Here is a 21,872-nt window from a genome sequence, read left to right on the forward strand (position 1 = left end):
TATGAGCCAAACTGTTTCGGTACGCGCGGCCAGCAATAGCGCACACGGTCAGTCCTCGTCGCAAACGGTGAAGGGCGCGCTTGCCGCCGCTGTCGCGACCATTATCCTCACGGCGCCCATTCTCGGCCTGCAGCTCACGCTGGATGGCTATCAGGTGGTGCTGCAGCAGCACTGGCGCCCGGTCTGGATCGCGGCCGCCGTGGTGTTCGTGTTCCAGCTCGTCAAGCCGATGTTTGTGCGCGCAACGAGTAACGTGCGCCTGCCGAAGGCGCCGGCGCTCGGCGCGCGCCAGCAGCGCGTGGCAATCTGGGTGCTGCTCGCGTTCGGCGCGGTGTTCCCGTTCATGGGTTCGCGCGGCGCGATCGACGTCGCGACGCTTGCGCTCATCTACGTGATTCTTGGTCTCGGCCTCAATATCGTGGTGGGTTTCGCAGGTCTGCTCGACCTGGGCTACGTGGGCTTCTACGCGGTGGGCGGCTATACGTATGCGCTGCTCAACCAGTACTTCGGCTTCACGTTTTGGGAATGCCTGCCGCTTGCGGCGCTCGCCGCGGCCACGTTCGGCTTCGTGCTCGGCTTCCCGGTGCTGCGCCTGCGCGGCGACTATCTCGCCATCGTCACGCTCGGCTTCGGCGAGATCATTCGCCTGCTGCTCAATAACCTCACGAGCATCACGGGCGGCCCGGACGGCATTTCCAGCATTCCCAAGCCCACCGTGTTCGGCTTCGAAATGGCCCGCCACGCCAGTGTGGAAGGCGCGAAGACGTTCAACGAATTGATCGGCATCGAGTACAGCGGCGAGCACATGGTGATCTTCCTGTACCTGCTCGCGCTCGTGCTGGTGGCGTTCACGCTGTTCGTCACGAGCCGCCTGCTGCGCATGCCGATGGGCCGTGCCTGGGAAGCGCTGCGCGAAGATGAGATCGCCTGCCGCTCGCTGGGTTTGAACCCAACGCGCATCAAGCTCTCGGCGTTCACGCTGGGCGCTTCGTTCGCGGGTCTCGCGGGCGCGTTCTTCGCGGCGCGCCAGGGGCTCGTCACGCCCGAGTCGTTCACGTTCATCGAGTCGGCGCTCATTCTCGCCGTGGTGGTGCTGGGCGGCATGGGTTCGCAACTGGGCGTGGTGCTCGCCGCGATCCTGCTCACCGCGCTGCCCGAAGTGGCCCGCGGCTTTGCCGAGTACCGCATGCTGATCTTCGGTCTGGTGATGGTGCTGATGATGATGTGGCGTCCGCAGGGCCTGTTGCCCGCAAGCCGTCCGCACGTGGAGTTGCCGCAATGAGCGCACAAGCGTTGTTGAAAGTAGCGGGCCTGCAGATGCGCTTCGGCGGTCTGCTGGCCGTGGACGGCATCGACTTCGACGTGCTTCCCAACGAGGTGTTCGCGATCATCGGGCCGAACGGCGCGGGCAAGACCACGGTGTTTAACTGCGTGGGCGGTTTCTACAAGCCGACCGCTGGCGACATCGTGCTGGAAGGCCACGCCATCACTGGCCAGCCGAGCCACCAGGTCGCGCGCCGCGGCCTCGTGCGCACGTTCCAGAATATTCGCCTCTTCAAGCAGCTCACCGTGCTCGAAAACCTCATGGTCGCGCAGCACCTGAAGGTGAACCGCAACATGCTGAGCGGCCTGTTCGCGACGCCCGCGTATCGCCGGGCCGAGCGTGCAGCGCTCGAGCGCGCCGCGTACTGGCTCGAACGCGTGGGCCTGAAGCCGGTGGCGAATCGCGAGGCGGGCACGCTTTCATACGGCCATCAGCGCCGGCTCGAAATCGCGCGCTGCATGATCACCGACCCGCGTCTGCTGATGCTCGACGAACCCGCGGCCGGTTTGAATCCGCAGGAGAAGGTCGAGTTGCAGCAGATGGTGGACGGCTTGCGCAACGAGTTCGGAATCTCCGTACTCCTGATCGAACACGACATGAGCCTCGTGATGGGCGTGTCGGACCGCATTCTCGTGATGGAGCACGGCAAGCCGATCATGATCGGCAAACCCGACGAAGTGCGCAACGACCCGCGCGTGATCAAGGCCTATCTCGGAGAGGACTGATGCTGAAGCTGGAAAAGGTCCATACCCACTATGGCGCGGTGGAAGCGCTGGCGGGCGTGTCGATCGAAGTGAACAAGGGCGAGATCGTCACGCTGATCGGCAGCAACGGCGCCGGCAAGACCACGCTCATGATGACCGTGTGCGGCATGCCGCGCGCATCGGCCGGGAAAGTGACGTTCGAAGGCGAGGACATCACGCGCATGCCCACGCACGACATCATGCGCAAGGGCATGGCGATTTCGCCGGAAGGGCGCCGCGTGTTCCCGAGCCTCACGGTGCTCGAAAACCTGCAGATGGGCGGCTTCTTCGCCTCGCAGCACGAGATCGATGCGGGCATCGAGCATGTGTTCAAGCTGTTTCCGCGTTTGAACCAGCGTGCGAAACAGCGTGCGGGCACGATGTCGGGCGGCGAGCAGCAGATGCTCGCCATCGGCCGCGCGCTCATGAGCCGTCCGCGTTTGCTGCTGCTCGACGAACCCACGCTCGGCCTCGCGCCGCTCGTGATCGCGCAGATCTTCGACATCATCCGCACGATTCGCGAGGAAGGCGTGACGGTGTTCCTCGTCGAGCAGAACGCGAACAAGGCGCTGCATGTGGCCGATCGCGGCTATGTGCTGGAGACCGGACGCGTGGTGCTCGCCGACAGCGCCGACAACCTGCTCGCCAACGACAATATCAAGCGCGCATATCTGGGCGGTTGATCGTCTGAGGTCGTGCCGCGCTGCGGCCCGCGCAATCCGCGTTCATCGAACGTGGGTTGCGCGGGCCGTTTCTTTTATGGCACCCGGAACATGCTTCAATCGCCGCGTGCAATCGCAAGCTGCGCGATCAGCCGCATCAGCTCGGCCTGGCGGCGCGTGGCGGTTTTCGCAAAGACGTGATGCAGATGCGTGCGCACGGTGGAGGGCAGAACCTCCAGCGCCTCGGCCACGTCTTTCGTGTTGAGGCCCTTGCCGACTTCGCAGGCCACGCGCGCTTCGGCAGGCGTGAGGCCGAACAGCGCGACGAGACGCGTTTCCACGCCGCGCCGCGACGACTGCGGATCGATCACGATCAGCATGGCCGTGCCAGCGCGCGCGGCTTGCGCGCAGTAGTCGGCGCGCCGGTGCGCGCCCAGCGGCGAAATGAGCGCCTGGAGCGGCTCGTCGGGTGGCTGGCGGGCGATCAGCGTCGCGCCGCCCGTGCGGTCCCGTGCGTCGCGTCCGGCTGCGCGCGCGATCAGCGCGTGCAACTGCTGCGTGGCGGCGGCCGTGGCGGCGCTGAGTGTGCCGTGTTCGGTGCGCAGCCCGTTTGCGCGTGCGAGCTGCGCGGTGGCGGCGCGATTCGCGAACACGATGTGCGCATCGGCATCGACGATCAGGACGCCGTGTGCGAGCGCGTCGAGCGCGTCTGCGGGCGCATAGCCGCTTTTGTCGTACGAGGCGACGGTGCGGGCGGTGTGCCGCTGCACGCGCAACGCGTTGCGCAGATGCGGCAGCAGCTCGCGCAGGGCGTCCAGTTCGTCTTCGCTATAGAAGCGCTTTTCGTGGCGCAGTGCGCCGAGTACGGCGGCCATGTCGCCTTCGCGCAGCACGTTCGCGAAGGCCACCGTGTAGAAGCGTTGCGGGCGCACCCACTCCTGCACGAAAGCGCTGCGTTCCAGACTCCCCTGCGGGTGGATCATCGTGTCGGTGACGAGTGTGCCGGCGGCCCAGCGGCGCGCCTGCGGCACGATCGGATCGAAGCCGCCGTAGTACTGCGCATACGAGTGGGCAAACGAAGCGTCGATGCCGTCCCACTCGGCGAGCGAGAAGGTGCTTTCGGGCGGCAGCATGGTGAGATTCACGTGTTGCGCGCCGATGCGCTGGGCAATGCGCGCACAGACATCCGGCCAGCGTTGCGCGTCGAAACCGGCGTCGTAGATCGCGTCGATCAGGCCGCCCGTTTCGTCCGGCCCGGAAAGCCTCACGCGCGCACGGTGTGCAACGGTATCGATAGCCGCAGCTTGCGCGGCCGTTGTAGGCCCCATGGCGGTCTCCCAGGCTGGAATATATTCACGGCAGAAGGCCTCAAGGCATGCCTTGCGACGTTGCATATAGGGCCATGTGGCACTGCAACGACGCCGGTGGCGCGAAGGGGCAAACTGAGGCGTCAATCCACGTTTGCAAACGGCAGGCGGGAGGGGATGCGCTGCAGCATCCCGGGGTACCTATTCTGAATGAATAGACGATAAAGCCTACGTTTCGCTTTCGTCAGAAGACATTTCGGGTTTCGTTACATCCAATGCATTCCGGGTACTGGACAAGCGCGCTGCGCTCACGATAATTGAGCGTCCCATATCAGGCGCGCTGCACGGGGGAAAGGCGGCGCGAGCCGCCGGAGCGAAGGGCGACAGGGCGACGAATTGGTGAAAGTCAGATCAAGCGGAGAGTCTTTGGATGTCTGAAGAGTACGAAGTGCATGGGCCGCACGACCACGCGGTCGAACACGCCGCGGCGGGCCATGGCGGGCACGGCGAGGGCGACCCGTTCCCGGGCCGCATGGCGGTGATGACGGCGATCCTCGCTTCCATTGGGGCGATCTTTGCCTACCAGAGCGGCAACAGCGAGAACCAGGCGCTCTATTACAAGAACGAAGCGGCGATTCGCAAGACCGAAGCCGCGAATCAATGGGCCTACTATCAGGCGAAGGGCGAGAAGCAGAATCTGGCGGAACTGGGCGCGCAACTTTCTGCGCTCGCGCCGAATTCGGAAGCCGCGCAAAAGCGCTTTGCCGCCGACGCCGACCGCTATCGCCAGCAGAAGGAACCGATCCGCGCGAAGGCGGAGGCGCTCGAAAAGATCGTCGAGCAGGACGATGCGCTAAGCGAGCAGGTGCTGCACGGCCATCATCGCTGGGCGCAGGCCACGACGCTCATCCAGATCTCGATCGCGCTCACGGCCATCACGCTGCTTACGCGGCGCCGCTGGCTGCTCAATACGTCGGTGGGCGTGGCCATCGTTGGCGTGGGCCTGGGCGCATTGGCGTTCTTCGGCGGCTGAGTTTTTCAACCGCCGCACACGATCGCCGTGAGGAGCAACGGCACGACCGATTGCACCGTGGCGTCGCTGTTGGCTTCGCGCACGCGCGAGCGCACCTTCTCCGCGGGCGCGGACACGACGACGCCATAAAGCGGCGAGGCGATCTCCTTGCCCGCGCCTCGCTTGAAGAGCGTGTCGTCGCGGTCGTAGCCGAGTACCACGTAAATGGGAAAGCCGAACGCGCTCAGGCGGGTGCCGCGCACGGGGCTGAACGCGTTGACCGAATTCGCTTCGACGCGCGTCGGCTCGGGTTCGATGGATTTGTCGTCGATAAGCGACGAAATGAACGTGTGGGGATCGGACTTGCAGTCGAACTGCTGGTCGCGTGTGCTGGTTTGCGCATGCGCGACCAGCGGCGCCAGCAGCGCGGCAAAAGCGGCAAGGCCGCTAAGCGCGGCCCGCAGCGTAATCGCCGGGAACGCGAATATCACGGAAGTTTGGCGCTTGGTCATGGCTACGAGCAGCAATGCCGGGAGAAGTCCGGTTGACTCTATTCGACACCCGGACTTCGTTCGTGTTCAAAGCTTACGGCACATAAATTGCGCGGGGCGTGCGCCCGCACACATCCGCATGCGCGATCGCGGCCGTTACAGCATGGATTTCGCCTGGCTCAGGATCTTGTCGCAGACCTGCTTCGTGGCCTGCTCCTTGAGGCCGCTACCCGTGAGGTCGAGCTTCTGCCCATTGCCGGCCGTGAGGATGCCGCTCGTGCCCTGCGTATAGCCGCTGTCTGTGGTGTTCGCGCCGCCGGGCAGCTTGCTCAGCAGCGAGTCCTTCACGTTGCTCGCGGCGTCGGCGTTCAGGTAATTGTTCTTGATGCAGTACTGCAGCACGCCGGTGACATTGCCGAGACTGCTCGAGGTGAGCGAGGACGCGGAAAGCGAACTGCCGAGTCCGCCCAGATTGCCGAGCGCGCCCTGTGCCGAGCCGCCGCTGCCGCCCTGGTTGAGCAGGTTGCCGAGTTGCGCCTGTGCGCCGCCCCAGGGGGCGAGCAGCGCCAGAGTCAGGGTGGCCATCAGCGCCGTGGCAATGCGCGGCGTGGCGACGCCCGGAACAGAGGTTTGCATACACGAATCTCCGTGGTGGTTCAGTGCGCTCTTACTATAGACGGATTCGTTTGCGCGGCTTCGCTACGTGACGCCGCACGGGCGTTCGGACGGTAGGGGTGCAACCTGTGCAAAGTACGGTCGCCGCATCTCGCCGTGACCGTTTTGTGTTGCATCCGATGATTTCATCGGCATGTCATTTGTTGCGGGCACAACGATGGCGATGCGGGAGCGAACCGGGGTGTCCGAAGAGGGGGGTGTGTCTCAAGTGGTATGCATGCGTTTGGAATTGCGCACGACGCGGACCACGCGCGGGCTACGCAACGAATGCGCCTGTTACAACTGTATCGACGCTGTAAAACACCACGTTTACAGGCCTTTTCTGGCAATATTCCCGACGATTCAAGCGGGAGATTGTTTCTAACCGTAACACTTATTACGGTCCTCCTCATCGGCTGGTTTCAGGTGGTATGCTTCCTGCACAAATTCTCCCTTGCACGAGTGAGACCACGTTTATTGCGTCAATACAGTGAAAGAACGCACTGCCAGAGTGCGCGCAGCGACGCAAATGAACACGTCATATAAGCATATGGTGCAACCGAGCTAGCCAACGCGGGCAGCAAGATCCGCGAGCCGATGCTCCGTCACTGCAGCCCCGGTCCGGCTGCGTGGAGAACAGCATGAATTTCGAAGAACTGAGCGACGACGAGTGGATGCAGGTGTCTTCGCTCGTGTCAGATGAACCTCCTATTAGACTCAACCGGCGCGGCCGCCCTCGCGCCGAGCCGCGCGTCGTGGCCAATGCCGTCCTCTGGATTCTCACCACCGGTGAGTCGTGGTCGCGCCTGCCCGCGCGTTATCCGTCCGGGCCCACCTGCCGCCGTCGTTTCGAGGAATGGCACGGCAGCGGCACGTTGATCGAACTGGTCGAGTTGCTCTCGCAACGCGGCCGCAAGTTCGTTTATGTGCCCCAGCCGGTGCAGGCCGATGCGCAACCCGTTGCAGTCGCAGTCGAGGAAGTCGCCGAGGACGACGGCCAGCCGGCCGTGTTCTGGAAGAGCCCCGAAGCCTGGCAAGCGCCCGCCGCGCTCGCCGACGCGCCGCTGGCCGACCCCATGGAAAGCATGATGCGTCAGCTCGCTGGCGGAGAGCCGGCGTTGCCCGTTTCGATCGACGCGCCTGTCGTGTCCAGCGCAACGACGGCAACGACGGCAAAGGCTGTTGCGAGTGCGACGCGTTCGCAAAGTGAAACCGCATTCGCACCGTTCTCGCCTTCGCGCGTGAACAAGCCTGCTGCGACTCGCGCAATGCCGCGCGACGCGTCGCATCGGGTCGCACACCCGGCGGGCGGCGTCGTGCAGGTCGCGGAATGGCGCGGCTATACGATGAGCCTGACCGTGCAGCCCGTGCGCAACCGCATGTTTCGCGGGGCCGTGGAGATCCTCAAGGATGGCAAGCGCATCGAGCGCTCGGGCCTGATCGGGCCGCCGTTCCAGGATCGCGAATCCGCGCGCAATTTCGCTTTCGACTGGGCGCGTGAATGGCTCGACCGCGAAGGCTCGGCCGAGTCCGAGTCCGGCGTGTCGTGGCCGGGCTCGCATCTCGCGAGGCATGCCGCCTCGACGGGCGCGGCACAGAGCGGCTCGCGAACCACGTCGGCGAACGCCGCGCCGCACGCGAGCGTTCAGAGCACGAGCGTGACGCGTGGTGACCCGTCGAATGCCGCCGCCGCACGCGCGTTGCCTCCGGCCGTGCCGGGCAGCGTGCGGCTCACGCCGCTGCAACCGCCGGTCCAGCGTTACACCGCCAAAGGCGCACTGCTTGCCAGCGGCGAGTCTCACGAAGCCAATACGGCGTCGTCCGGCACCGCCGAGCGCCGCACTGCCGGCACCACCGGAACGCGCTACCGCACGCTCTCGCGCTGATCTTGCGAGGCCGCGCGCGGTGCGCGCAGCCTTCCTGCATGGCCTCTACTGCTTTCTTCACTGCCTGCCGTACTGATCGTCCAGACGCACGATATCGTCCTCACCGAGATACGAGCCCGACTGCACCTCGATGATCTCGAGCGGCATCTTGCCCGGATTTTCCAGTCGATGCGACACGCCCAGCGGGATATACGCTGACTCGTTTTCCGAAACGATGAAGCGTTCTTCCCCGCGCGTGACGAGCGCCGTGCCGCGTACGACGACCCAATGCTCGGCGCGGTGGTGATGCATCTGCAGCGACAGGCGTGCGCCCGGCTCGACCACAATCCGCTTGACCTGGAAGCGCTCGCCGCTGTCCACGCTGTCGTAGTGGCCCCACGGACGATGCACGAGGCGGTGTGCCACGGCTTCCGTGCGGCGCTCCTGCTTCAGACGTTGCACGATCTTCTTGACGTCCTGGGCGCGCGAGCGGTCGGCAACGAGGAGAGCGTCGGGCGTCTCCACGATCACGAGGTCCTTCGTGCCGAGGCAGGCCACGAGCCGACCGTCCGCATGCGCGAAGGTGTCGGTTGCGCCTTCGAACATCACGCGGCCTTGCGCGACGTTGCCTTCGTCGTCCTTCGGCGAAACTTGCCAGACGGTGTCCCATGAGCCGAGGTCGGTCCAGCCGGCCGTGAGCGGCACGACTACGCCGCTTGCCACAGACGGGTCGCCGGCGAGCGGCTCCATCACGGCGTAGTCGATCGAGTTCGAAGGCGAACGTGCGAACGCGTCGCTATCCACGCGGAAGAAGTCGCCGTCCGCCTTGCCGTGCTCGATCGATTGTGCGCATGCGGCGTAGATAGCCGGATGGAAATGGCGAATCGCCTTGAGCCAGGTCGATGCACGCACGATGAAAATGCCGCTGTTCCACCAGTAGCGCTGCGAAGCGACGTATTGCTGCGCCAGCTCGAAATAAGGCTTTTCGACGAAGCCGTTCAGACGCCGCGCACCATTGGGCTCGGTGCTCGCGAGCGGCTCGCCGACGTGAATGTAGCCGTAGCCCACTTCGGGATGCGTGGGCACGATGCCCATCGTTACGATCTGCCCGTTCGCCGCATGACGCACGCCTTCGGCCACCGCGTTCTGGAACGCTTCGAGGTCGGCAAGCGCATGGTCGGCCGGCATCACCACGAGAATGCCGTCCTCGTGCGAGGCGACGACCGACATGGCGGCGATCGTGAGTGCGGGCGCCGTATCGCGGCCCACCGGCTCGAGGATCAGACGCGCGCGCTTGCCTGTCGCGCGAACCTGGTCGGCGGTGGTGAATCGATGTTCTTCGTTGCAGACGATCAGCAGTTCCTCTGCGAGCGTCACGCGCTCGGCGAGCGCATCGAGGCGGCCCGCGGTGCTGGCAAGCAGCGACTGCTCGCCCACGAGGTTGATCATCTGCTTCGGATATTGCTCGCGCGACAGTGGCCACAGTCGCGAGCCCGCGCCGCCCGCAAGCACGACAGGGCATACCTGCAATGCGCTGCGCGTTTCGGCACGCGTCTGGGACGCTTTTGCCGATGCCGTAGCGGAACCCGTATCCGTCATCTCGCTCTCCTGTAAAAGGTATCGGTGATGCGATTTGTAGCATGCTTAAAATCGTCATAAATCGAGTCGTAAAGAAGAAAACGGAAAATATTGGAATTAAATTTAAATTGCATAAGCGATGAGTCTAAATATCGATAAAAAATTCAATAAAAAATAGGCTGTATGCCTATGAAATTTCTTGTCGAAACCCGAAATTTCACACCATGACAGGAAAAATCTGCCGGAACGATCGGGGTTATGGGTCAATGCGGAGGCGGATTCCGGCAATCTTTGCCGACAAAATTCGCAAAAAATTGACCTGAAAGCGACGAAACAATTAGAGATACTTTTGAGGCTTGCGGGCGGAATTTTTATCGCGCCTTATTAGGGTTTATTCGGATCAGAATTAGCGGCGCCCTGCGTTTTTTGCGGCGACGCTGTCCCAGAAACTTTTGAAGAGAACGGCCACGATGTGCAGTGCGTGGCCGCGATTCATTTTTTTAACCCGAGGTGCCGGACATGCTCAGCGTTCTAGCCAGAATATTCGACGTTGCCGCCATTGCTGCTGGAGCGTTGCTCGCGGCCGCCTTGCATCGTGGCCAGCTCGTGCCGCTCACCGACGCGGAGAGCGTGGCGCTCGCGTTCAACTGCGTGCTCGCGATCTGGATGTTCCCGGCGTTCGGCATCTACAAGTCGTGGCGCGGCAAGTCGCTGTACGCGCTCTTTGCCCGCGTGTGCGCCGCATGGCTCGCAGTAGAGGGCACGGGCATCCTGCTGAGCTTCAGCCTGCACCGCGCCGATTCGCTCTCGCGCCTGTGGCTCGCGTACTGGGTCGTCGCCTCGGTGGCGTTGCTGATCGTCTCGAAGGCGCTCGTGCACATGGTGCTGCGTGGCATTCGCCGCGAGGGCTACAACCAGAAGGCCGTGGCCGTGGTGGGCGGCCCGCGCAACGGGCGCTTCCTGATCGAGCACATGCGCTTTCACCCGGAAGCGGGCTTTCATCCCGCGATCGTGTTCGACGAGGACAGCGACGCGGACGGCGCCGCCGCGATCGACGGCGTGCCTGTGGAGCGCAACCTCCAGGCGTTGCTCGCGTTCGTGCGCGAGAACGAAGTGCGCGAACTGTGGCTCGCGTTGCCGATTACCAAGGAGCGCACGATCCATCGCATCGTGACGGCCTTGCGCAACGACTTCGTGAACATCCGCTTCATTCCGGACGTGCGCAGCCTCTCGTTCTTCAGCCAGCCCGTGGTCGACCTGCTCGGCGTGCCCGCCATCAATCTCGCGGCCTCGCCGGTCACGGACCTGAGCGTGCTGCCCAAGCGCGTGTTCGACATCGTGTTCGCGGGCGGCGTGCTGGTCGCGCTCGCGCCGCTGCTCGCCGTGATTTCGTTCGCCGTGAAGCTCACGTCGAAGGGCCCGGTGTTTTTCAAGCAGCGCCGCAAGGGTCTGGATGGCAACGAGTTCGAGATCTACAAGTTCCGCTCGATGAAGGTCCACGCGGAAGTCGCGGGCCAGATCACGCAAGCGCGCCGCAACGATCCGCGCGTGACGCGCGTGGGCGCGTTCCTGCGCCGCACGAGCCTCGACGAGCTGCCGCAATTCATCAACGTGCTCAAGGGCGAGATGTCGGTGGTGGGGCCGCGCCCGCACGCGCTTGCGCACGACGACATCTACAAGGACCTCGTGCGCGGCTACATGGCGCGCTACCGCATCAAGCCCGGCATTACCGGCTGGGCGCAGGTCAACGGCTTTCGCGGCGAAACCGATCGCGTGGAAAAGATGCGCGACCGCGTGCGCTTCGATCTGCACTACATGCAGCACTGGAGCTTCGCGCTCGACCTGCGCATCGTGGCGATGACCATGTGGAAGGGTTTCGCAGGCCAGAACGCATATTGAGGCGAAGCGAGTGCGCGCACGGCTAGTGTGCGCAACGGTTCGCATGACAGGAAGAACCAATCACTTTTGAGGTGGGCATGAATCTGACGATCATTGGCAGCGGTTATGTGGGTCTCGTAACGGGCGCTTGTCTTGCCGACATCGGCAACGACGTGTTCTGTCTCGACGTGGACCAGCGCAAGATCGACCTGCTCAACCAGGGCGTCGTGCCGATTCACGAGCCGGGTCTGAAGGAAATCATCGAGCGCAATGTGCGCGCGCGCCGGCTCAAGTTCTCGACCGATGTGGAAGCGGCGGTCGCGCACGGCGACGTGCAGTTCGTCGCCGTGGGCACGCCGCCCGACGAAGACGGCTCGGCCGATCTGCAATACGTGCTGGCGGCCGCGCGCAATATCGGCCGTCACATGACCGGCTTCAAGGTGGTGGTGGACAAGTCCACGGTGCCGGTGGGCACGGCCGCGCTCGTGCACGACGCGATCGCCTCCGAACTGCGCAAGCGCGGCGAAAGCCACATGTTCTCGGTGGTCTCGAACCCCGAGTTCCTGAAGGAAGGCGCGGCCGTCGAGGACTTCGCGCGGCCGGATCGCATCGTGCTCGGCTGCAACGACGACGTGCCCGGCGAGCGCGCGAAAGAGGTCATGAAGCGGCTCTACGCGCCGTTCAACCGCAATCACGAGCGCACGCTCTACATGGACGTGCACTCGGCCGAATTCACCAAGTACGCGGCCAACGCCATGCTCGCGACGCGCATTTCGTTCATGAACGAACTCGCGAACCTGGCCGACCGCGTGGGCGCCGATATCGAGGCCGTGCGCCGCGGCGTGGGCTCGGACCCGCGCATCGGCTACGACTTCCTCTATGCGGGTTGCGGCTATGGCGGCTCGTGCTTCCCTAAAGACGTGAAGGCGCTCATGCGCACCGCCGAGGATTTCGGCGAGCCGCTGCAGATCCTGCGCGCCGTGGAGTCCGTCAATGAAGCGCAGAAGCAGGTGCTCGCACAGAAGATCGTCACGCGCTTCGGCTCCGACCTCACGGGCCGCACGTTCGGCGTCTGGGGTCTCGCGTTCAAGCCGAACACCGACGACATGCGCGAGGCGCCGAGCCGCACGCTCATCGCCGAACTGCTCGCGCGCGGCGCCACGGTCAAGGCATACGACCCGGTTGCGACCGCAGAGGCGAAGCGTGTTCTCGCGATCGATCTCGCGCACGCGCCGGAACATCAGGCGCGGCTGTCGTTCGTGACCGACGCGATGGAAGCCGCGGGCGAAGCGGACGCCGTTGTGATCGCAACGGAATGGAAGGTCTTCAAGGCGCCCGATTTCGAAACGCTCAAGCAGCAGTTGAAGATGCCGATCGTGTTCGACGGCCGCAATCTCTACGAGCCGTCGGCATTGCAGGAACTCGGCATCGAGTACCACGCCGTGGGCCGCGCGAGTGCGACGCAGGCAAGCCGCGCGCGCGCCGAAACCGCCGCCACGCAGGCGCTGGCCTGAGCGCTGCCGGGCTACGCATCGCGCATGTCAAGGAAGGGAGTCACGCGACCATGATCAAGAACGTGCTCATCGTTTGCCACGCCAACGTCTGCCGCTCGCCGGCTGCTGAGCAGCTCTTTCGCGAGCGTCTGCGCGAACAGCAAGGCTCAGGGGCGGAATCGTTTCAATCGGCGGGCCTGCGTGCGCGCGACGGCGACGACATGGACCCCGTGATGCAGTGGCTCCTTGCCGAGCGCGGCATGAAGGTGGGCGAGCATCAGTCGCGCCGCCTCACGAGCCGCCTCGTGCGCTCGGCCGACCTCGTGCTTGTGACCGAGCGCCGTCAGGTCGCCGCGGTCGAGCGCATTGAACCCACCGCGCGCGGCAAGGTGTACGCGCTCGGTAACTGGGAAAACTCTGATGTCAGCGATCCGCATGGGCTCCACGAGTCCGCGTATCGCAAGAGTCTTGAATTGATGGATCGTATGGTTAAGGGATGGTTGAGCCGAATATGCCAATGACAAAACTGAAACTGACGGCGGTAGTCGCGTTGAGCGTCTTCGTTTCCGCGTGCGCAACGGCGCCCGGCAACTATCTCGACACGTCGAGCCTGAAAGAAGCGCCGAACAACCAGCCGCAGCAGCAGTTCAACGTGCAGCTCATCACGCAGCAAGTCGTGCTGCAGCAGGCGCAGGCGGCCGCCACCGCGCCGAAAGCGCCGCTGCCGCCCTCGAAGTTCGCAAGCGCCGCCGACTACGTCTATCACATCGCGCCGCAGGACATTCTCGGTGTGACCGTGTTCGATCACCCCGAGCTTTCGACGCCGCAGGGCTCGACGTTCTCCACGGGCGGCAACACCACGCAGACTGTGGGTCAGGCGCTCACGCAGCCCTATACCAATGCGCTCTCGGGGCAGTCCGACCCCTACGGGCAGACCGTGTCGAAGGACGGCACGATCTTCTTTCCGTTCGTGGGCCGCGTGATGGCGGCGGGCAAGACGCCCTCGCAGTTGCGTGAGCAACTCGCGGCAGGACTCGGGCCCTACGTGAAGAACCCGCAGGTGGACGTGCGCGTGCTCGCCTATCGCAGCCAGAAGGTGCAGGTCACGGGCGACGTGAAGACGCCCGGCCCGCTCTCCATGAGCGACGTGCCGCTCACGCTGGTCGACGCCATTACGCGCTCGGGCGGCACGACCGACAGCGCCGACATCAACCGCGTGCGCCTCACGCGCGGCGGCAAGCTGTACACGCTCGATGCGAACCGCATGCTCGACGGCGGCGACACGACTCAGGACGTGATGCTGCAGGACGGCGACGTCATCAATATTCCAGATCGTTCGGATAGCAGAATATTCGTGATGGGTGAAGTGAAGACGCCGACGCAGACGAGCCTCATCCGCGGCAATCTGACGATCGCCGACGCGCTCACCCAGGCGGGCGGCATTCTCGATACCGACGCGAACCCGCGCCAGATCTTCGTGATGCGCGGCATGAAGGACAACCCGACGCAACCCGAGATCTACCGTCTCGACATGACCAAGCCCGACGCGATCATGCTTTCGTCGCAATTCCAGCTCAAGCCGCTGGATGTGGTGTACGTGGGCACGGCCGCTTCGACGACCTTCAACCGTGTGTTGCAGCAGGTGCTGCCGACCATCCAGACCGTCTTCTATCTGAAGCAGATCGCGAAGTAAGCGCGTGATCAAAGCGCTTCCTGGGAAGACGCAGGAGCAACACCTAAACAACGGGATTGAATCGTGACCCTACAAGCCAATAGCCAGGCGGCCCCGGCGGCCCGCACCGAGGAAGAGGACGTCGTTCTCGGCCAGTTGCTGCGCGTCATCATCGACGACATCGGCTGGCTCATCGCAATCGCGGCGGCGGTGATCGCCATGGCCGTGTTTTATTGCTTTATCGCCAAGCCGGTCTATACGGCCGACACTCAGGTCCGCGTGGAGCCTTCCGACTACACGTCGCAGGCCCTCACGCAAACGCAAACGGGCGCGAACATCAGCTCCGGATCGTCGGCGGGCAGTTTGCCCACGGACGCCGAGATCCAGATGATCAAGAGCCGCAGCGTGGTCGAGCCGGTGGTCAAGCAGTTCAAGCTGAACACCACCGTCACGCCGGTCATGCTGCCCTTGATCGGCAGCCTTTCCGCACGCCTCGCGACGCCGGGCACGCCCGCGCGTCCGTGGTTCGGGCTCAGCAACTGGCTCGGCAGCTATGCTTGGGGCGGCGAGGTCATCAATATCGACTCGGTCGAAGTCACGGCCGGGCTCGAAGGCAAGAAGCTCACGCTCACCGCGCTCGATAACGACCGCTATGTGATCTCGACGCCGGACGGCGCGCGCCTGCTCGAAGGCACCGTTGGCCAGGTCGAAGAGGGCGGCGGCGTGAAGCTGCTCGTGAGCAAGCTCGTTGCGCGTCCGGGCACGCGCTTCAAGGTCGTGCGCCTGAACGACCTCGACGCGATCAGCGGCTTCCAGAACGCGATCCAGGTGCAGGAGCAGGGCAAGCAAACGGGCGTGATCGACATCTCGCTCGAAGACAACGACCCCGAGCACGCGGCCGCGATTGCCAACGCGGTGGCGCAGTCGTACCTGCGCGAGCACGTGGCGACGAAGCAGGCCGACGCGAGCAAGATGCTCGACTTCCTGCGCAGCGAACAGCCGCGCCTGAAGGGGGACCTCGAAAACGCCGAAGCGGCGCTCACGGCGTACCAGAGCAAGTCGGGTTCGATCAACGCGAGCGACGAAGCGAAGATCTATCTCGACGGCAGCGTGCAATACGAGCAGCAGATTTCCGCGCTGCAACTGCAGATCGCCTCGCTGCAACAGCGCTTCGGCGACCAGCATCCGGTGCTGATCGCGGCGCGCCAGCAGCTCGCGCAGCTGCAGGCGGAGCGCGCAAAGTACGACACGAAGTTCCGCGACCTGCCGGCCACGGAAGTGAAGGCCGTGCAACTGCAGCGTGACGCGAAGGTGGCAGAGGACATCTACGTGCTGCTGCTCAACCGCATTCAGGAGCTTTCCGTGCAGCGTGTGGGCACGGGCGGCAACGTGCATATCATCGATCCGGCGTTGCGCCCCGGCAGCCCCTCGAAGCCCAAGAAACTGCTGATCGTTTCGGCGGCGTCGCTGCTCGGCATCATTCTCGGCACGGGCTTCGTGCTCATGCGCCGCAACATGTTCAAGGGCATTGTCGATCCGGACCAGATCGAGCGCTCGTTCCAGCTGCCCGTGTACGGCCTCGTGCCGCTTTCGCCGGAGCAGCTGGCGCTCGAAAAGCGCGGCCCGGTGCGTGGCGGCTCGCGCCTGCGCGAAGTGCTCGCCAACGCGCGCCCCAAGGACCTCACGGTCGAAAGCCTGCGTAGCCTGCGCACCTCGCTGCAGTTCAGTGTGATGGACGCGCGTAATCGCGTGGTCATGCTGACGGGTTCGGTGCCCGGCGTCGGCAAGAGCTTCCTGACCGCGAACCTCGCCGTGCTGCTCGCGCATTCGGGCAAGCGCGTGCTGATGATCGACGGCGACATGCGCCGTGGCGCGCTCGAACGTCATCTGGGCGGCCCGCAGGAAAACGGCTTCTCCGAGCTGCTTTCGGGGCAGATTGCGCTGGACGAGGCGATTCGCGCGACCGAAGTGGACAACCTGCACTTCATCTCGTGCGGCCGTCGTCCGCCCAACCCTTCCGAGCTGTTGATGTCGCCGCGTCTTGGCCAGTACCTCGAAGGCCTGTCGAACCGCTACGACGTGTTGCTCATCGACACACCGCCGGTGCTCGCCGTGACCGACGCCGCCATCATCGGCGGACATGCCGGCTCGACGTTCCTCGTGTTGCGCTCGGGCCTGCACACCGAAGGCGAAATCACCGAGGCGCTCAAGCGTCTGCGCAATGCCGGCGTGCGCGTGCAGGGCGGCGTATTCAACGGCGTGCCGGCACGCACGCGCGGCAACTATGGCTACGGCTATGCGAACGTGCGCGAGTACCTGAGCGCATGACGTCTACCCACCTATCCAGCACAGCAAAGGAGAACACGCGATGAAAGTGACCGTGCTCGTGCCGACGTATCGGCGTCCTGACGATCTGTCGCGCTGCCTTTCGGCGCTCCTGCGCCAGCAGCGCGCGCCCGACGAAATCGTGGTGGTGGCCCGCGCCGACGACGAGGCCACGCACGCGTGCCTCGCCGAACATGTCACGCCCCGCGTGCTGAACGTGGAAGTGGCCATTGTCAAGGAGCCGGGGCAGGTGGCGGCGCTCAATCGCGGCATCGAGGCTGCGACGGGCGACGTGATCGCCATCACCGACGACGATGCCGCGCCGCGCGCCGACTGGGTGGCGCGCATTGCGGCGGCCTTCGAGTCCGACCCGAAGCTCGGCGCGCTCGGCGGACGCGACTGGGTGCACGAAGACGGGCGCATGATCGACGGCGAGCGCACGCTCGTGGGCAAGCTGCAGCGCTCGGGCCGCATCGTCGGCAACCATCATCTGGGTGCGGGCGGCGCGCGCGAAGTGGACCTGCTCAAGGGCGCGAACATGAGCTATCGCCGCGCGGCGATCGGCGACCGGCGTTTCGACCGGCGCCTGCGCGGCACCGGCGCGCAAACGCATAACGACATGGCATTCAGCATGAGCGTGAAGCGCGCGGGCTGGAAGCTCGTGTACGACCCGCTCGTGGCCGTGGACCATTATCCCGCGCCGCGCCCGGGCGAAGACCCGCGCAATGCGCAGACGCTCGCTTCGATCCGCAACGCCGCTTACAACCTGCATCTGATCCTGCTCGGCCATCTCACGCCGCTGCGCCGCGAAACTGCCTGGTGGTGGTATGCGCTGGTCGGCACGCGCGTGTATCCGGGCCTCGTGCACACGGGCCTGAGCGCCGTGCGCGGCGATTCCGCGGGTGCGGCGTTCGCACGCTGGCGCGCGGTGCGCGGCGGCGCACGAGAGGCGCGCCGCGCGCTCGTTTGAGCGGCGCGGCCAACGACTATACGGAGGACCCCGAATGAGCGGTACGCAAGTCCACGTCCACCTTTTCTATGGCGCCGATCCGCGCCGCTATCGCAAAGGCGAGAATATCGGCAGCCTGTACGGATACCATCACGCGGAATCTGCGGAATTCGCGCTCAATTACGCGCAGGACGCGAGCGAGAGCACGCCCATGCGCTTCGTGCGGCGCGGCCTGAAGGCGGCGTTCGGTTTCGACTTCATTCACGCATGGCGCAATCGTCGCGCCATTCTGCAGTCCGATGTGATCTGGACGCATACCGAGCAGGAGCATCTGGCTGTGGCGCTGGTGCTGCTGATGAACGCGAAGAAGGGCGGCGCGCGCCCGCTGCTGCTCGCGCAGAGCGTGTGGCTGCTCGACCGCTGGCCGGGCTATGGCGCGCTGCGCCGCGCGATTTACAAGCGGCTGCTCAAGCGGGCCGATCTGCTCACCACGCTCGCGAGCGAGAACGCCGCGCTGTGTGGCGAGTACTTCGGGCGCGAGGCGCGACACGTGCTCTATGGGCTGAACACCAACGACTTTCCGCTGCGTGCGCCTTCAGAATGGAAGCCGCATACGCCGGTGCGCGTGGCCGCGATCGGCAACGACCGCGACCGCGACTGGACCACGCTCGTGAGCGCGCTCGGCAACGATACGCGCTACCAGGTGCGTATCGCCACGCGGCGGCGCATGCCGGCATCGGCGCGCGCGGACAACGTCGAAATCGTGCGCGTTTCCGGCATCAAGCAGCAGCATGCACTCTATGACTGGGCGGACATTATCGTCGTGCCGCTGCGTCCCAACACGCACGCTTCGGGCATCACGGTGATGCTCGAAGCCGCGGCGCTCGGCAAGCCGATGATCGCGACGAAGGTCGGCGCGCTCGAAGACTACTTCGACGACAAGGCCGCGTCGTATGTGGAACCGTTCAACGTCCAGCAGTTGCGCGATGCAGCGAACGCGCTCGTGGCCGATCCGGCGCGCGCGCTCGGCCAGGCGTGTGAAGCCTGTGAGCAGCTGCGCACGCGCGATCTCACGACGCAGCACTTCGCGCGCCAGCACGCGCAGCTCACGCGCGAGATGCTGCTCGAGCGCGACGCGCTCAATGGCGGATCGATGGCGGGCGAACCCCAAGGCCGGGGCGTCGCTGCGCGCGGGATGTGATCATGGATGTCACGACCGCTATCCCTGCACCGGCGCCGCAGCCTGCGAGCCCGCAACGCGCCCGCCGTGGGGGCCTGCGCAGCCTGATGGGCCGCGATACGCTGCCGCCGCTGGCCCTGTGGGTGCTCACGGCGCTGCTGATCGGCGCGCACCAGGGCACGGTGCTCACGCTCGCGTTCCCCGTGCTTTCGATCGCGGTGGGCTTCTGGCTCTACTTCGTGAACCCGGTGCGCTATATCGGCTTCATGTGGTGGCTGTGGTTCCTGAGCCCGGAAGTGCGGCGTCTGGCCGACTACGGCAAGGGCGGCTTCACGCCCACGAGCCTCATTCAGGTCGCTCCGCTCGCCGTGACGATGATCAGCGGCATTTCGCTGCTGCGCTACTACCCGATCCTCGGGCAGCGGCGCGGCCTGCCGCTCCTGCTCGCGCTGCTCGGCATCGGCTATGGGTTCGCGGTGGGCGTAGTGGGCAGCGGCCCGGCGGCGGCCGTCTATGACCTCGCGAACTGGATCTATCCGTTCCTGATCGGCTTTCACATCATGGTGCTCACGCGCCAGTACCCCGAATGCAGCAAGACCATCATCAACACCTTCATCTACGGCATGCTCGTGATGGGCGCGTATGGTCTCGTGCAGTTCTTCATCATGCCGCCGTGGGACGCCATGTGGATGATCGGCTCGGACATGAACTCGCAGGGCGACCCCGTGCCGCTCGGCGTGCGCGTGTTCAGCACGATGAATTCGTCGGGCCCGTTCGCGTTCGCGATGATGGGCGCGATGGTGTTCGTGATGGCCGCGCAGCATCGCGTGCGCTGGGTCGCGGCTGGGTTCGGCTTCTTCTCGTTCGCGCTCTCGCTCGTGCGCTCCACCTGGGGCGGCTGGGCGATCGCGATGGTCATCCAGCTGATGAAGTCGAGCAACAAGGTGCGCATTCGCATCATCGTGAGCGCGGTCGTGCTGGCGGGCGTATGCGTGCCGCTGCTCACGTTCGGTCCGGTGGCGGACCGCATGCAGCAGCGCCTGAATACGCTCGTGAATCTGAAGGACGACCAGAGCTACGAGGCGCGTAACCAGTTCTATGCCGACTTCGCGAAGAAGGCCTTCACCGACGTGACGGGCGAGGGCCTGGGCGCCACCGGCGCATCGACGAAGCTCTCCAGCAACAACGGCCAGCTTGGGCAGTACGGCAGCTTCGACAGCGGTGTGATGAACATTCCGTTCGTGCTCGGCTGGCCCGGCACGCTGCTTTACATGTCGGGCGTGCTGTGGCTGATCGTGCGCGCGGTGCGCGTGTCGTTTCGCCTGCAGGAGGACCGCTACGTTTGCGCGTGCCTGAGCCTCGCGATCTCGATCTTCGCCATGCTCGTCTTCACCAACTCGCTCGTGGGCACCGGCGGCCTGCTGCTCTTTTCGAGCGTGTTTTCCATTCTCAGCGCGGGACATTGGACGAAGCTTCAACGCCAGGCCAATGTCCGCACCACGGAGGTCTCCGATTGAGAGTCGCAATCGTCACGCATGTCGTGCGCCACAATGACGGCCAGGGCCGCGTCAATCATGAAATCGCGCGCGCCGCGCTCGACGAGGGGTTCGAGGTGACGCTGGTCGCCTCGCATGTCGCGCCCGAACTGCTTGCCCACCCGAAGGTGAAGTGGGTGAACGTGCAACCCTCGCGCGCGTGGCCCACCAACCTGCTGCGCCAGCAGGTGTTCGCGTTGAAGAGCGCACTGTGGCTGCGCCGCAACCGGCGCGCATACGACGTGCTCCATGTGAACGGCTTCATTACCTGGGCGCACGCCGACGTGAACACCGCGCACTTCGTGCACGGCGGCTGGGCGCGCAGCAAGTATTACCCGTTCGGTCTTACGCGCGGCGTGTGGTCCGCTTACCAGTTCGTGTATACGCGCGCCAATGCGGTGCTGGAGCGCTGGGCGTACCGGCGCTCGCGCGTGATCGCCGCAGTCTCGCGCAAGGTCGCGGACGAAATCCGCGCGTCGGGCGGCCACCCCGTGGAGCGGCTCGACGTGATTTACAACGGCGTGGACACGCGCGGCTTTTCGGCCGCGAGCGCCGACCGCGCGAAGTTCTCGCTGCCCGCCGATGCATTCCTGCTGCTTTTCGTGGGCGATCTGCGCACGCCGCGCAAGAACCTCGGCACGGTGCTGCACGCGCTCAAGCAGATGCCCGGCAACGTGCATCTGGCCGTGGCCGGCTACCTGCCGGGCAGCCCGTATCCCGATCTCGCGCGCGAGCTTGGCATCGAGTCTCGCGTGCATTTTCTCGGCCTTGTGCGCGAGATGCCCACGCTCATGCGCTCCGTCGATACCTACGTATTTCCTTCGCGCTACGAAGCAATGAGCCTGTCGCTGCTCGAAGCGATGGCGGCGGGCTTGCCCGTCGTGACGGCGCGCACGGCGGGCGGCGCGGAAATCATCACGCCGGAGTGCGGCATCGTGCTCGACGACCCCGACGACGTGCCCGCGCTCGCCAATGCCGTGAAAACGCTCGCCACCGACACACCGCGCCGCCTCGCAATGGGCGCGGCCGCGGCGGAACTCGCCACGCAATTCGGCTGGGCGCGTATGGCTGCGCAATACATCTCGCTCTACCGGCAACTGGCCGGCGACGCGAGCGAGGCCGTGCGCCGCGAAGAACCCGAGTTCGCTGCTGCGACGCTGCCGGGCGGTCAACCGCTCCAGCGCGCAGAAACCCCCTGATAACC

Annotated in this window: 18 protein-coding genes; 14 read left to right on the plus strand and 4 right to left on the minus strand. The window is 65.0% G+C overall.

Annotated elements, in window-relative coordinates; all coding sequences use genetic code 11:
* Position 1 precedes the first annotated feature (1 nt).
* The 3 genes from U5A65_RS10965 to U5A65_RS10975 are packed head-to-tail and all read left to right on the plus strand — an operon-like array spanning position 2 to position 2,750.
* The gene (locus U5A65_RS10965) at positions 2-1,282 is read left to right on the plus strand and encodes a high-affinity branched-chain amino acid ABC transporter permease LivM (RefSeq protein ID WP_321946265.1); all 1,281 of its coding nucleotides are present in this window, start codon (positions 2-4) and stop codon (positions 1,280-1,282) included.
* Positions 1,279-2,049 carry a high-affinity branched-chain amino acid ABC transporter ATP-binding protein LivG gene (gene livG / locus U5A65_RS10970; RefSeq protein WP_321946266.1) on the plus strand — a complete coding sequence of 257 codons (771 nt, stop codon included), beginning with the start codon at positions 1,279-1,281 and terminating at the stop codon, positions 2,047-2,049. The genes U5A65_RS10965 and livG overlap by 4 nt, the downstream gene beginning before the upstream one ends.
* Positions 2,049-2,750: an ABC transporter ATP-binding protein gene (locus tag U5A65_RS10975; RefSeq protein WP_321946267.1), complete on the plus strand. Its 702-nt coding sequence runs from the start codon at positions 2,049-2,051 to the stop codon at positions 2,748-2,750. Before livG ends, U5A65_RS10975 begins: the two co-directional genes overlap by 1 nt.
* A 95-nt stretch (positions 2,751-2,845) precedes the next feature.
* Here the strand turns inward: U5A65_RS10975 and U5A65_RS10980 are convergent, their stop codons facing one another.
* The gene (locus U5A65_RS10980) at positions 2,846-4,057 is read right to left on the minus strand and encodes a helix-turn-helix transcriptional regulator (RefSeq protein WP_321946268.1); all 1,212 of its coding nucleotides are present in this window, start codon (positions 4,055-4,057) and stop codon (positions 2,846-2,848) included.
* A gap of 409 nt (positions 4,058-4,466) precedes the next feature.
* Here U5A65_RS10980 and U5A65_RS10985 point away from each other — a divergent pair, with 409 nt between their 5' ends.
* Positions 4,467-5,069, plus strand: a complete 603-nt coding sequence (locus tag U5A65_RS10985) for a DUF4337 domain-containing protein (protein WP_321909367.1) — start codon at positions 4,467-4,469, stop codon at positions 5,067-5,069.
* Positions 5,070-5,074: 5 nt separating this feature from the next.
* Here U5A65_RS10985 and U5A65_RS10990 read toward each other — a convergent pair whose 3' ends face one another.
* Positions 5,075-5,560, minus strand: a complete 486-nt coding sequence (locus tag U5A65_RS10990) for a hypothetical protein (RefSeq protein ID WP_321909365.1) — start codon at positions 5,558-5,560, stop codon at positions 5,075-5,077.
* Positions 5,561-5,695: 135 nt separating this feature from the next.
* Positions 5,696-6,124, minus strand: a complete 429-nt coding sequence (locus U5A65_RS10995) for a DUF2501 domain-containing protein (RefSeq protein WP_321909830.1) — start codon at positions 6,122-6,124, stop codon at positions 5,696-5,698.
* A gap of 710 nt (positions 6,125-6,834) precedes the next feature.
* Between U5A65_RS10995 and U5A65_RS11000 the strand changes: the two genes are divergently transcribed.
* A complete protein-coding gene (locus U5A65_RS11000) occupies positions 6,835-8,079 on the plus strand; it encodes a transposase (RefSeq protein WP_321909363.1) in 1,245 nt (414 codons plus the stop codon).
* Between the two features lie 57 nt (positions 8,080-8,136).
* Here the strand turns inward: U5A65_RS11000 and U5A65_RS11005 are convergent, their stop codons facing one another.
* A complete protein-coding gene (locus U5A65_RS11005; RefSeq protein ID WP_321933579.1) occupies positions 8,137-9,657 on the minus strand; it encodes a mannose-1-phosphate guanylyltransferase/mannose-6-phosphate isomerase in 1,521 nt (506 codons plus the stop codon).
* A gap of 498 nt (positions 9,658-10,155) precedes the next feature.
* On the opposite strand from U5A65_RS11005, the gene U5A65_RS11010 reads away from it, so the two are divergent.
* The 9 genes from U5A65_RS11010 (at position 10,156) to U5A65_RS11050 (ending at position 21,867) form a co-directional block, all read left to right on the plus strand.
* Positions 10,156-11,535, plus strand: coding sequence for an undecaprenyl-phosphate glucose phosphotransferase (locus U5A65_RS11010; protein ID WP_321946269.1), 1,380 nt, complete (start codon positions 10,156-10,158; stop codon positions 11,533-11,535).
* A 77-nt stretch (positions 11,536-11,612) separates the two neighbouring features.
* Positions 11,613-13,028, plus strand: a complete 1,416-nt coding sequence (locus tag U5A65_RS11015) for a UDP-glucose/GDP-mannose dehydrogenase family protein (RefSeq protein ID WP_321909356.1) — start codon at positions 11,613-11,615, stop codon at positions 13,026-13,028.
* A 50-nt stretch (positions 13,029-13,078) separates the two neighbouring features.
* Entirely contained in the window at positions 13,079-13,528 is a 450-nt protein-coding gene (locus tag U5A65_RS11020) for a low molecular weight phosphotyrosine protein phosphatase (protein ID WP_321909354.1), read from the plus strand.
* The gene (locus tag U5A65_RS11025) at positions 13,525-14,700 is read left to right on the plus strand and encodes a polysaccharide biosynthesis/export family protein (protein WP_321909352.1); all 1,176 of its coding nucleotides are present in this window, start codon (positions 13,525-13,527) and stop codon (positions 14,698-14,700) included. Before U5A65_RS11020 ends, U5A65_RS11025 begins: the two co-directional genes overlap by 4 nt.
* 60 nt (positions 14,701-14,760) lie before the next feature.
* Positions 14,761-17,007: a polysaccharide biosynthesis tyrosine autokinase gene (locus U5A65_RS11030; RefSeq protein ID WP_415764722.1), complete on the plus strand. Its 2,247-nt coding sequence runs from the start codon at positions 14,761-14,763 to the stop codon at positions 17,005-17,007.
* Between the two features lie 40 nt (positions 17,008-17,047).
* Complete coding sequence (locus U5A65_RS11035) at positions 17,048-17,974, plus strand: glycosyltransferase family 2 protein (protein ID WP_321909347.1); 927 nt, start codon at positions 17,048-17,050, stop codon at positions 17,972-17,974.
* 34 nt (positions 17,975-18,008) lie between these two features.
* Positions 18,009-19,154, plus strand: coding sequence for a glycosyltransferase (locus U5A65_RS11040; protein WP_321946270.1), 1,146 nt, complete (start codon positions 18,009-18,011; stop codon positions 19,152-19,154).
* A 2-nt stretch (positions 19,155-19,156) separates the two neighbouring features.
* Positions 19,157-20,650 (plus strand): O-antigen ligase family protein, encoded by a 1,494-nt coding sequence (locus U5A65_RS11045; protein ID WP_415764586.1) that lies wholly within the window; start codon positions 19,157-19,159, stop codon positions 20,648-20,650.
* On the plus strand, positions 20,647-21,867 hold the full coding sequence (locus tag U5A65_RS11050; protein ID WP_321946271.1) for a glycosyltransferase family 4 protein: 1,221 nt from the start codon (positions 20,647-20,649) through the stop codon (positions 21,865-21,867). The genes U5A65_RS11045 and U5A65_RS11050 overlap by 4 nt, the downstream gene beginning before the upstream one ends.
* The last annotated feature ends 5 nt before the right edge of the window (positions 21,868-21,872 follow it).

It is taken from the genome of Paraburkholderia sp. J10-1 (genome assembly GCF_905220165.1).
GTDB lineage: Bacteria > Pseudomonadota > Gammaproteobacteria > Burkholderiales > Burkholderiaceae > Paraburkholderia.